Annotated in this window: 8 protein-coding genes; 6 read left to right on the forward strand and 2 right to left on the reverse strand. The window is 71.7% G+C overall.

What is annotated here, in order from left to right:
* Positions 1 to 4 precede the first annotated feature (4 nt).
* The 6 genes from AB0B50_RS27825 (at position 5) to AB0B50_RS27850 (ending at position 9,290) form a co-directional block, all read left to right on the forward strand.
* Positions 5 to 817: a carbohydrate ABC transporter permease gene (locus tag AB0B50_RS27825; RefSeq protein ID WP_362337526.1), complete on the forward strand. Its 813-nt coding sequence runs from the start codon at positions 5 to 7 to the stop codon at positions 815 to 817.
* A gap of 35 nt (positions 818 to 852) precedes the next feature.
* Positions 853 to 4,023 carry an alpha-mannosidase gene (locus AB0B50_RS27830; protein ID WP_362337529.1) on the forward strand — a complete coding sequence of 1,057 codons (3,171 nt, stop codon included), beginning with the start codon at positions 853 to 855 and terminating at the stop codon, positions 4,021 to 4,023.
* A gap of 188 nt (positions 4,024 to 4,211) precedes the next feature.
* Positions 4,212 to 5,993 (forward strand): hypothetical protein, encoded by a 1,782-nt coding sequence (locus AB0B50_RS27835; protein WP_362337532.1) that lies wholly within the window; start codon positions 4,212 to 4,214, stop codon positions 5,991 to 5,993.
* The gene (locus AB0B50_RS27840) at positions 5,990 to 6,883 is read left to right on the forward strand and encodes an ROK family protein (protein WP_362337535.1); all 894 of its coding nucleotides are present in this window, start codon (positions 5,990 to 5,992) and stop codon (positions 6,881 to 6,883) included. The genes AB0B50_RS27835 and AB0B50_RS27840 overlap by 4 nt, the downstream gene beginning before the upstream one ends.
* A gap of 127 nt (positions 6,884 to 7,010) precedes the next feature.
* Positions 7,011 to 8,084 (forward strand): LacI family DNA-binding transcriptional regulator, encoded by a 1,074-nt coding sequence (locus AB0B50_RS27845; RefSeq protein WP_362337538.1) that lies wholly within the window; start codon positions 7,011 to 7,013, stop codon positions 8,082 to 8,084.
* Positions 8,085 to 8,387: 303 nt separating this feature from the next.
* Positions 8,388 to 9,290, forward strand: coding sequence for a Tn3 family transposase (locus tag AB0B50_RS27850; RefSeq protein ID WP_362337803.1), 903 nt, complete (start codon positions 8,388 to 8,390; stop codon positions 9,288 to 9,290).
* 37 nt (positions 9,291 to 9,327) lie between these two features.
* On the opposite strand, the gene AB0B50_RS27855 is transcribed toward AB0B50_RS27850, so the two are convergent.
* Both AB0B50_RS27855 and AB0B50_RS27860 read right to left on the reverse strand, forming a co-directional pair.
* The gene (locus AB0B50_RS27855) at positions 9,328 to 10,542 is read right to left on the reverse strand and encodes an aminotransferase class I/II-fold pyridoxal phosphate-dependent enzyme (RefSeq protein WP_362337541.1); all 1,215 of its coding nucleotides are present in this window, start codon (positions 10,540 to 10,542) and stop codon (positions 9,328 to 9,330) included.
* A 117-nt stretch (positions 10,543 to 10,659) separates the two neighbouring features.
* Positions 10,660 to 11,919 (reverse strand): FAD-dependent oxidoreductase, encoded by a 1,260-nt coding sequence (locus tag AB0B50_RS27860; RefSeq protein ID WP_362337544.1) that lies wholly within the window; start codon positions 11,917 to 11,919, stop codon positions 10,660 to 10,662.
* Position 11,920 lies beyond the last annotated feature (1 nt).

Consider the following 11,920-nt stretch of genomic DNA (forward strand, 5'->3'; position numbering starts at 1 on the left):
CCCCATGGGACGCGCGGTACGCAACCTCTTCGTCGCCGGATGCGTGGTGCTCTGGCTGGTCCCGCTGTATCTGCTGATCGTCAACGCCCTGACCCCGGCGGCCGAGTACGCGGGCAAGCCCGAGTGGACCCTCCAGGGCTTCGACCTGTGGGAGAACGCGCAGACTGCCTGGGACGTGGCGGGCATCGGCGACAGTTTCCAGGCCTCGCTGCTCTACGCCGTCGTGTGCGGCCTGGTCGCCGTCCTGGTGGCGGCCATGGCGGCGTTCGCCGTCGTCGTGCTGCCCATCCCGAAGCCCGCGTTCTGGTTCTGGCTGATCTACTCCGGCACGCTCTTCCCGCTCCAGATGTTCCTCGCACCGCTCTTCGGCCTGTACGCGGACACCAACCTGTACGACACCAGGCTCGGCCTGATGCTCGTGTACGCGGCCTGGGCCGTGCCGTTCGCCTTCTTCCTGATCCGCAATCAGATGACGACCATGTCCGCCGAGTTGACGGAGGCGGCGCTGATCGACGGCGCATCCTTCCGGCGGATCTTCTGGCGCATCCACGTACCGCTGATGAAGGCGGGGCTCGGCGCGGCGTTCATCTTCCAGTTCACGGCCGTCTGGAACGACCTGCTCCTCGGCATCACCCTCAGCCGCAGCCCCGACGTCCAGCCGGTCATGGCCGCCCTGAGCACCCTCAACAACGCCTACTCCTCGACGGGTCCGCCCGTCATCCTGGCCGGCGCGCTGATCGTGTCCGTGCCGACCCTCCTCCTCTTCCTGGTGTTCCGCGGCCTGTTCCTGCGCGGCATCACCGCATCCGCCCGCTGACCCGACCGCCGCCCCCACCCCCGGGAGAGATCCGCATGACGACACGGGCACTGGTCCGCACCACTGACTGGGACAACGACCGGATCCGCGACAGCCTGCGCTCCGGCGTGGTCTCCGCGGAGGGCAGCCTGCCCGACGGCGCCGTCCTGCGGCTCACCGAGGAACCCCTCCTGCGGCGCGCCGATGACGGCACGCTCCTCCAGTCGCTGCGCGTCGATCCCGTCAACGGCACCGCGATCCCGGACCAGTTGGGTGTACGCACGGAAGCGGGGACGGCGCTGCGCGTCGAGCGCATGGCGGGGCCAGGGCGGTCCGTGCGGCTCCTGCTGCCCGCCGTCGAGGCGGCGACCCGCGTCACCGTCGGCCTCCCGGACGGGCATGACGGCATCGACGTACCCCTGACCCCGCAGCGCCGTTGGACCCTGCACCTGGTCCACCACTCCCACCTGGACATCGGCTACACCGACCCCCAGGGTCGCGTCCTGGCCGAGCACCTGTCCTTCCTCGACTCCTGCCTCGAGCTCACCCGCGCCACCGACGACTGGCCCGAGGAGTCCCGATTCCGCTGGTGCGTCGAGTCGTTGTGGTCCTTTCGGCAGTGGGCCGACGCCCGCCCCGCCGAGCAGGTCGAGGAGTTCGTGCGCCGGGTCCGCGAGGGCCGCATCGAGCTGACCGCGCTGCCCTTCAATCTGCACACCGAGACCTGTTCCACGGACGAGCTCCACGAACTCCTGCGCCTGGCACGCTCCGTGCGCGACGAGCACGGTGTCGACTTCACCTCCGCCATGCAGACCGACGTGCCCGGTGCGGTCGTCGGCCTCGTCGACGCCCTCGCCGCGGCGGGCGTCAAGTACCTGTCCGTGGCGCACAATTGGGCCGGACGCTCCGTACCCCACCTGGTCGGCGGCGAGAAGCTGCCCCGCCTCTTCCGCTGGCGCGCGCCCAGCGGCAACAGCGTCCTGGTCTGGGTCACCGACACCCCGCACGGCCTCGCCTACATGGAAGGCCCGCTGCTCGGCTTCGACACGAACTACGCGGACGTCGACGATCTGCTGCCCGCCTATCTGACCTCCCTCGCCACCAACCCGTACCCCTATCGCGGCGGCATCTTCGGCTGGGCCATGGACCACACCGAGGTCAAGCGCGAGCCCTACCCCTGGGACGTCCTCCACCTGCGCGTCCAGGGCAAGTTCGGCGACAACGCGCCGCCGCGGCGCATCATCGCCGACACCGTCCGCCGCTGGAACGACACCTGGGCCCACCCCCAGCTGCGGCTCTCCCGCAACGAGGACTTCTTCACCGACGCCGAGGCCAGGCTCGGCAGCGAGATCCGAACCTTCGAGGGCGACTGGACCGACTGGTGGGTCGACGGGGTCGGGTCGGGGGCGTTTCCCCTGTCCCTGGCCAGGACCGCCCAGTCCGTGGTCGCCGACGCCCAGACCATCGGCACGTTCGCCGCCCTCCTCGGCGCCACGGGGGCCGAGGAGGACGGCGCGGACGCCGCCGGGGTCTACGAGGCGGTGTCGCTCTTCGACGAGCACACCTGGGGCGCCGGCGACCCGTGGACCCACGGCGACGAGGGCGGCCACTCCGGCGAGCACCAATGGCACTGGAAGTACGGGCAGGCGATGCGCGCCCACGACGACGGCAACGCGCTCCTCGCCCGCGCGAGCGCCCGCCTCGGACAGTGGCTCGCCGCCGCGCCGGACGCCGCCGCGACCTACCACGTCGTGAACACCTGCTCCTGGCCCCGCACCGACGTCGTCCGCGTCTTCCTGCCGGAGAGCACCGTGCCGCTGGAGCGCCGGGTGAGCGTCCGTGACGCCCGCGACGGACGCCGACTCGCCTACGAGGAACAGCCGCAGACCAACGACGACCACCGCGACGCAGGCCGCTTCCTCCTCGTCCGCGTCGACGACGTGCCGCCCGCGGGGACGGTGCGCCTCGACGTCGTCGCCGTGGCCGAGGACACCTCCCCGGACGCGGAAGCCACGACCGTGAAGGCCGCCACCGGCTGGAACCCGACCGGCGGCACCGAACGCGAGGACCCGGCCGAGAGCGCGGCCGAGGCCCTCGCGCATCCCGCTCCGACCCTTCTGGAGAACGAGCACTTCGCCGTCCGCGTCGACCTCGCCCATGCCTGCGTCGCGTCGATCGTCGACAAGCGGACCGGCCGCGAACTCGTCCGCGAGAACGCCGTCGTCGGCTTCAACGGCTACATCCACGACAGCTACACCACCGCCGGAGCCTTCAACCACAACTCCAGCCGCACCACCGCGTCCGAGCGCCTCGAACACCTAGGCGCCCGCGCCGTGGCGCCGCCCGCCGCGCTCATCGCCCGCCGCTCCACCGCCTCCGGCGAGTCGATCACGTACGAGACGCGTCCGGCCGGCGCCAATCGGCTGCGCACTACGCTGACCCTGCCGCACGGCGTGCCCCGCCTCGACATCGAGAACCGCCTCGACAAGGACGCCGTTCTCGGCAAGGAGAGCGCCTACTTCGCCTTTCCCTTCGCCTTCGACGACCCGGTCGTCCGCATGGAGGCCTCCGGCGGGGCCACGGGGAGCGGCCTGCCTGTGGTGCCGGGCTCCGCCCTGCACATGCGGGCGGTGCGGCGCTGGGTGACGCTCCACGACGACGACCTCGCGGTGGCCTGGTCCACGCAGGACGCGCCGCTCGTGCAGTTCGGCAACATCGCCCTGCCGTACGCGCCGTTCCCCAAGACGATGGGCCACGACGAGCCCGCCACCGTCTTCTCCTGGATCCACAACAACCTGTGGGACACCAACTTCCCCAGCCGGCAGGGCTTCGAGTTCACCTTCCGCTACTCCCTCGCCAGCGGCTCCAGTGCCGACGGCCTCGGTCCGCACACGGCCGCGGCCTGGAGCCGCCCGATGCGCGCCGTCCGGGCCAGGGGGATCCCGGGCGGCGCGCGGGAGCGCCACGCCTTCGTCGACGTCGGGGACCGGCGGGTCCGGCTCGTCGGCGCCATCACGCCCGAGCCCGGTCATGTCCTGCTGCGGCTGCAGTCGTTCGCCGAGGAGCCGCTGGCCTGCCCCGTGCGCGCGCACTTCCCGGTCGCCGCGGCGTACCGCGCCGACTACTTCGGTACGGCTGCGGGCGGTCAACTGCCGTGCGTCGATGGCGAGGTGACGGTGGATCTGCCCGCGCTGGGGACGACCGCGGTCCTCTTCGTACGTCCCTGAAGTCCCCTCCGTCCTTGAAGTCCCTCCGTCCTTGAAGTCCCTCCGTCCGTGAAGTCCCCCCGTCCGTGAAGTCCCGGTCCCGTAGTCCCGGTTCTGAAGTCGCCCGTCCCTGAACCACCGGTCGTGAAGTCCGCCTCCGATGACCGCCCCCGAGCGTTGTTCCCGTACGTCCGCACGAAGGAGAACGTGTGTACCGGCTCGACCCGCGCTACGCCCCCGCGCCGGGGGCCGTCCTCGCCACCGGCTGGCAGGCCGTCGCCGCGCAGCTGCCCCAAGGCCCCGCGACCGTCGCCGTGGACGGGCCGCCGACGGTGGACTGGGACGCCCTGGCCGCCCGCCTGACCGAGGGGCTGACCGCGCGCGGCACCGCCGTGCGGACCCTCGACCTGCGCGCCCACCACGCCACGCCCGCCGAGGTGCGCCGACGCACCGAGTCCACGGAAGACGCCCAGGACCCCTACTACTGCCGACTCGCCGAGACCTCGCTGCGCGACCTCTTCGACGACCTCCCGCAGCCGCGGCCGCCGGTGGGGCGCGAACTCCTGCTGGTCGTCGGCCCCGGCGCCGCGCTCGTCCCGCACGACCTGCTCTGGTACGCCGACCTGCCCAAGCGCCACGCCGAGGCCGCCGTGACCGCGGGCACCGGACGCAACCTCGGACTGCCCGCCGGTGAGGGCGACTTGAGGCGCCTCTTCTACATCGACTGGCCCGTCCTCGACCGCCACCGCGACGCCCTCGCGCCCCGCGTGGACGCCTGGCTGGACGTCCAGGACCACGAGAGCCCCACCTCCATCGACGGCGCCGGACTGCGCGCCACCTCGGCCGAGCTCGCCCGCCGCCCGGTGCGCACCCGCCCGTACTTCAACTCCACGCCCTGGGGCGGGCATTGGGGGCAGCGTGCGCTCGGGTTCGCCCCCGGGGCCCGCAACACCGCACTGGGCTATGAACTCATCGCCCCCGAAGCGGGAGTTCTGATCGGCACCCACCCCGGCCAACAGGTCGAGATCCCCTTCCAGTTGCTGTGCGTCCTGCACGCCGACGACCTGCTCGGTCCCCGGGTCCGGGCCCGCTTCGGCACGTCCTTCCCGATCCGCTTCGACTACCTCGACACCGTGGGCGGCGGCAACCTCTCGGTGCACTGCCACCCCAAAGAGCCGTACATGAGGGAGAGGTTCGGCTGGGCCTACACCCAGCACGAGACGTACTACATGACCCTCGGAGGACCCGACACCCGCGTCTTCCTCGGCCTGCGCGAGGACGTCGACCTGGACCTCTTCCGCAAGGAGATCGAGGAGGCCGCGCACGACGGGGTGCCCATGGACCCCGAGGACCACGTCATGACCTTCCCCGCCGAACAGGGCCGCCTCTTCATGATCCCGGCGGGCACCCCGCACGCCAGCGGAGCGGGGAACCTCGTCCTGGAGATCAGCGCCACGCCCTACCTCTACTCCCTGCGCTTCTACGACTGGCTGCGCCCCGACGCCGACGGCAATCCACGCCAACTCCCGTACGAACACGGCCTCGCGAACCTGGAGACCGGGCGCCGAGGAGCGGCCGTCGAGCGGGATCTCGTCCAGGAGCCGCGCACCCTGCGCCGAGGAGAGGGCTGGCGCGAGGAACTCCTGGGCGCGCTGGAGGAGATGTTCTACGAGGTGCGGCGCTACACCCTCGACACGGACGCCGTGGCCGACGACGACACGGCGGGCCGTTTCCACGTGCTGAACGTCGCGGAAGGCGAGGGCGTCGTGCTGTACACGGCGGAGGGGGAGCGGCACACGCTCTCGTACGCGGAGACGCTGACGGTGCCCGCCGCCGTCGGCCCCTACCGCATCGCCGCGGTCGGCGAAGGCGCGGTCAGGGTCGTCAAGGCGCTGGTCCGCTCGGACGAACCCGGAGTCCGCCCCGGCCGCCCCCGAGTCCGTCCCGACCACTCCGGAGTCCGCCCCGGCCACTCCCGAGCGGACGCATGAGGCCCGTCCTGGAGCTCGGCGGCACCCATGTGACCGCGGCGCTCGCGGATCCCGCCACGGCGACCGTGACCCGGCGCGTCCGCCGCCCCCTCGACGCCCGGGGCACCGCCGAACACGTCCTCGGCACGGTCGTGCGCTGCGCCGGGGACCTGGACGCCCCGGCAGGCTGCGTATGGGGAGTCGCGGTGCCGGGCCCCTTCGACTACGACAAGGGCATCGCCCGCTTCCGGGGCGTCGGCAAGTTCGACGACCTCTACGGCATCGACGTACGCGCGGTGCTCCTCGACGGCATCTGGCCGCGCCCCGCGGACGCGGTGTTCCTCAACGACGCGCACGCCTGCCTGCTCGGTGAGTGGCGGGCGGGCGCGGCGCGAGACCACCACCGCTGCGTGGGCATCACCCTCGGGACGGGCGTGGGTTCGGCCTTCCTCGTCGGCGGCGACATCCGGCACGAAGGCACCGGCGTGCCGCCCCAGGGCCGCATCGACCTCGTCGAAGTGGGCGGCAGACCGCTGGAGGACTCGGTGTCGCGGCGAGCCGTCCTCGCGCGCTACGGCCGCGGAACGGACCGCGCCGTGGACCGTGCCCTGGACGTGGACCGTGCCCTGGACGTCGGTGATGTCGCCGCGCGCGCGAGGGCGGGGGAGCGGCATGCGCGGGATGTCCTCGACGAGGCGTTCACCACCCTCGGCGCCGTACTTGCCCCGTTCCTGCGGGACTTCGACGCGACGGCGCTCGTCGTCGGCGGTGGTATGGCCGCCTCCTGGGATCTGCTGCGGCCTGCACTGCGCGCGGGCCTGGGGGATACTCCGGTCACGCTGCGCGCCGCGGCGCTCGGCGAGAACGCGGCGCTCGTGGGGGCGGCGGCGCACACGGCTGCCGCGCGCTGAAGCGGCGTAGGCGTACGAGAACGAGCGCCGCCCGGACAGGCACGATTGCCGAACGGACTCGATTGCCGACCGGACTCGATTGCCGACCGGACACGATGACCGAACGGAACGGAAGGACACCCGCACCATGCCCGGACCGCCGGAGCCGCACAGCGGTCGGCCGCAACGCGACGCCAGGAGCGGCCAGCCCACCCTGCGGGACGTCGCCGAGCGCGCGGGCGTCAGCGCGATGACGGCGTCCCGGGTGCTGCGGGACGACCCGCAGGTGCTGCCCGCCACCCGCGAACGGGTCCGCGCCGCGGCCACGGCGCTCGGCTACCGCCCCAACGAGGTCGCCCGCAGCCTCAGGCTCGGCCGGGGCAGCGGCCTGGTCGGACTCGTCGTCACCAACCTCGCCAACCCCTTCTACTCGCGCCTCGCCCTTGGCGTGGACTCCGTGGTCGCCGAGCACGGTCTGAAGACGGTCATCGGCAACACGGGGCAGGACCTCGACGCCGAACGGGAACTGGTCTCCGACCTCGTGGCCCGCCGCGTCGACGGCATCATCGCCGTGCCCGCGGGCGCCGACCAGCGCCACCTCGCCGCGGCGGCCGCCGACGGAGTGCCGGTGGTGCTCGCCAGCCGCCCGCCCGAGGGCTTCGCCGCGGACTGCGTCCTGGTCGACGACTTCGGGGGCGCGCGCGACGCCACGGCCCGCCTCCTTGGCCGCGGCCATCGCCGCATCGGTTTCCTCGGCTCGCCGCCCGCCGTCTACACCGGTACGGAGCGCGTGCGCGGCTACGCGGCCGCCCTTACCTCGGCGGGCATCTCCTTGGACCCCCGCCTCGTACGCCAGGGCCAGACGGAACCGGACGAGGCCACGCGCGCGGCGTCCGCGCTCCTCGCGCTGCCCGACCCGCCCACAGCGCTGTTCTGCTCCAACAACCGCAACACGATAGGAGCCTTCCGCGCGATCCGCGCCCTGCGCGCGTCCGGCGGTCCGCCCGTCGCGCTCGCAGGGTTCGACGACTTCGAACTCGCCGACGCGCTGGGCCTCGCCCTCACCCTTGTCGCGTACGACAGCGACGAGCTCGGCAGGGCCGCGGGCCGCCTGCTCGCCGACCGCCTGCACGACAGAAGGCGGGGCGTCACCGGAGAGACGGGGCCGAGACCGCCGAGGCATGTGGTGGTGCCCACCAGCCTGGTGGAATACGGAACTTGATCGAGCCCTAGGGGCTTCCTGGGAACCTCCTGAGAACTTCCTGGGAGGCCCTGCGCTCCCGAAGCTGCCGCGAAGCGACAAGTAGCGGTACGTAATGGTGTGGCGAAGGGTGGCGCCTGTTGACGCTCGGGATTCGGGGGTTCTTGAGGGGTGGGGTCCTGGCTCAGAGTGACGGCTGTCATTGGCAGTTGAGGCAGGAGGGGCACATGCGCCAGGAGTGGGAGCCGGAGGGTCTGATCGAGGCCGGGCAGTGGTCGGCGTACGACTGGTCGGGCAGGGCCATCAGCCGTCACCGGATGGAGGATTCGGGCAGCGTACGGGTTCCACGAGTGCACGACGCAGGACCAGGCGGGCCTCGCTGAATGGCCGGCCGCGGAGTTGTGCCCGGTGGAGCTGTCACGGGAGCGGCTGGCGGAGGCGGTGGTGGCACGCTGTCGCAAGAAGTCGATCGAGCCGCCAGCCCCGGCGAAGGTGGCCAGGGTGGTGGGCTCGGCGGTCAGCACTTTCGAGAGCCGGTTCTGCGGGACCACCATGGGGCGGCTGTCTGCGATCACCCGCACCATGCTGGATGAGCTGGTCGCCGAGGACGACAGGGGAGATGGCACCGCGAGTGTGGGCGGCGGGCAGACCTTCTTCAACCGGGCCAACTTGCGCGCCGCCTTGGTGCGGCTGGTGAACGCCACTTTCACCGCACGGGACGAGCGATGGCGGGGGGCGGGCTCGTCATGTGCGTCGGACAGCAAGAAGTTCGGGTCGTGGTCGACGAACCTCATGGATCTGTTCTACGGCAAGGACGGCGACCTGACCGGCGACGACAAGGAGAGCCAGGAGGTCTCCATGCTCGCCCTGCACCTTGTCCGGAGCAGTCTCGTGCACGTCAACACGCTGCTGCTGCAAGAGATCCTGGCCGAGCCCAAGTGGGCCGAGAAGCTCACCGACGTCGACCGGCGGGCCCTGTCCCCGCTGTTTTGGACGCATGTGAATCCGTGCGGCCGGTTCGAGTTGGACATGGGCAACCGGCTCGGCCTGTCCTTTCCGGCCGTGCCTCAGCACGCTCCAGCACGCCGGATTCCCGAACCGGAGAGCGAGGAGAGCTCCGCCACCGAAGTTGAGAATGCCGTCGGCCCCGGTGCTGCCCCACGGCAGGTGCCGAAGCCGACGACACGGGTGGGAGGCCAGCTGAAATGGGTCGGAAGCGTGCCGTAGGAGCGGATGAGCGGTGGGCTGTTCGGCGCTACTGGACTCAGCCACTGGACGCTCGGCCGACAGGTGCAACCTCGACATGATGAGCGACGCGGTGCATGGCTTCCTTGAACTGCTGGGTGTCGGCGAGAGTGGAGAGGCGGATGTGGTCGGTTTCGGTGTGGTGGAATCCTGAGCCGGGGGCGACGAGGACGCCGTGCTCGCGCAGCAGGGTGTGGGCGAATGTGCTGTCGTGTCCGCCCTGGGGGATGCGGGGGAAGAGGTAGAACGCTCCGTGGGGCCGTGTGCAACTGATGCCGGGGATGTCGTGCAGGGCTTCCCAAGCGGCGTCGTGGCGTCGGCGGAGGATGCCGCCTGGTCCGGTGAGATGGGTCTCGGTCTGGTGGATGCGGCTCAGGGCGGGGGCGATGGCGTGCTGGGCCGGTGTGTTGGGACATAGCCGGAGGGACGCGAGCAGGGTGACGGCCTCGCTGTAGGCGCGGGTGGTGGAGTGGGGGCCGCTGAGGGCCATCCAGCCGGCGCGGAATCCGGGCACGCAGTGCGTTTTGGACAGCCCACCGAAGGTGAGGCACGGCAGGTCGGGAGCCAGACCGGCCAGGGTGGTGTGCTGGGTGTCGTACACGATGTGCGCGTAGATCTCGTCGGACAGGAGCAGGAGTTGACGTTGCCTGGCGATGTCCGCGAAGACGTGGAGGATGTCGGCGGGCCAGACGGCGCCGGTGGGGTTGTGCGGGGTGTTGGCCACCAGGGCGACGGTGTGGTCGCTGGTCTTCGCCCGCAGGTCGGCGAGGTCGGGCAGCCAGTCGGCGTGTTCGTCGCAGCGGTAGTGGACGGGGGTGCCGCCGGCCAGGTGGACGGCGGCTGCCCACAGCGGGTATCCGGGGGTAGGCAGCAGGACCTCGTCGCCGGGGTTGAGCAGGGCCTGGAGGGCGAGGAGTATGAGTTCGGAGACGCCGTTGCCGAGGTGGATGTCGCGTGGTTCGAGGGTGGTGAGGCCGCGGTCGCGGTAGTAGGCGGCGACCGCTGCGCGGGCTTCGGGCAGGCCCTGAGCGGGGCCGTAGCCGCAGGATGCCGTGAGGTGGTGGCGCACCGCGTCGGTGACGGCGCGTGGTGCGGTGATGCCGTGTGCGGCGGGATCGCCCAGGTGCAGGCGGATGACGTGGCGGCCTTGCCGCTCGAGTTCGTCGGCGAGGCGGGGCAGAGCGCCGCGTAGCTCGTAGGAGAGATGGGACAGATGTGTTGCGGGCTGGAGCACGGCGGTACCTCCGGTAGCCGTGTCGGGAGGCGCCGGCCGGACGGCCTGGACCGGGGAGGTGGCCGAGGCCGCTGGGCAGCGCGGTGAGCAGGATGCGAACAGGGGGGTTTCCTTGCCCTATGTGGTGAGGGAGTTGAGGCGGGTTCCGGCGGCGCACAGCGGCCGGAGGGCTTCCAGGGCGGAGCGGACGGCCCCTTCCTGGCTGTCGGCGTCGTCGAGGTAGCTGCCGGTGTAGTACACGCCGCACTGGCCTTGCTGGCTACGGAGTTGTTGCGCGGCGAGCTGGCCGGGGACGGTGGGCCTCAGCTGTTGGAAGTCGGCCGTGGCGATGATGTCGTCCGGTGGGGTGCGGTGGGTGATCCAGCTCTTGAACACATCGGCGCCCAGCACGGGGCCGAGCCAGCAGGTCATTTCCGCCCACTGCCCGTCGCTGGTGGTGCACACGCTCGACCAGTGCGCGCGGTCGGCGGGCATGTGGCGTGGATCGCGGTGCAGCGCAACGGTGGTGGGCGTGTAGTCGAATGCGGCCAAGGCTGCTGACGGGGCGTGGAGTTCGGGGCAGTGGTGCAGGAGGCGTGCCGCCTGCGGGGCGGGCAGGGCCAGGACGATCGCGTCATAGGCGGTCGTGCCGCCGCTGTGGATCACGGCAGGCCGACCGGTCGTGGTGTCCAGGCGGCGGGCAGGCGTGCCATAGCAGACGCGACCGTGAAGGGATGTGGCCAGGCGTTCGACGAGTGTGTCGATGCCGTGGGTGAGGACGTTCCATGTCGGCGCGGTGTCGGGGGCTTGGGATGGAGTGCGGGTGGCCCAGGCTGCGGCGGCCCGTGCGGGCATGCGGGCGGCCTGGTCGAGGGTGCAGCCGACGAAGGAGGCGCACCAGGCCAGGACCGCGTCGCGCAGGAGGTGCTCGGGCAGGTCCAGGGGCGCGGTCAGGTCCGCGACAGTCGTGGCGTGCGGTCCGTTGTCGGCTTCGAGCTGGGCGGCCTGGGCGAGGAAGGTGCCGAGGGCCTCCCAGGCCGGTCCGGTCAGTGGCTTGCGGCCGTTGGCCGGGTCGGTGAGGGTGTGGGGGGTGACGAGGAGGGGTTCGTCTCGTCCGGCGTGCAGGAGCGTCGTGGTGAGCGGCACGGCGGTGGTGTCCTCGGCGGTGATGCCCAACGCCCGGGACAGGGCGGTGTGGTGGGGGTAGGCGGTCGGGGACAGGAACTGGGCGCCGAGGTCGACCTGGAGGGTTCCGTGCTCCTTGGTCGTGACGGGGACGGTGCGGATGTTGCCGCCGGGGCGGTCGGTGGCTTCGTAGACGGTGACATGGTGGTGTTCGTCCAGGAGCCAGGCAGCGGTCAGTCCGGCGATGCCCGCTCCGATGACGGCGATGCGCATG

This window comes from Streptomyces sp. NPDC041068 (assembly GCF_040647455.1).
In the GTDB taxonomy this organism is placed as follows: Bacteria; Actinomycetota; Actinomycetes; order Streptomycetales; family Streptomycetaceae; genus Streptomyces.

Coding starts and splice junctions, on each gene's coding strand:
- AB0B50_RS27825 (WP_362337526.1), top strand. CDS start 5: ATGGGACGCGCGGTACGCAACCTCTTCGTCGCCGGATGCGTGGTGCTC.
- AB0B50_RS27830 (WP_362337529.1), top strand. CDS start 853: ATGACGACACGGGCACTGGTCCGCACCACTGACTGGGACAACGACCGG.
- AB0B50_RS27840 (WP_362337535.1), top strand. CDS start 5,990: ATGAGGCCCGTCCTGGAGCTCGGCGGCACCCATGTGACCGCGGCGCTC.
- AB0B50_RS27845 (WP_362337538.1), top strand. CDS start 7,011: ATGCCCGGACCGCCGGAGCCGCACAGCGGTCGGCCGCAACGCGACGCC.
- AB0B50_RS27860 (WP_362337544.1), bottom strand. CDS start 11,919: ATGCGCATCGCCGTCATCGGAGCGGGCATCGCCGGACTGACCGCTGCC.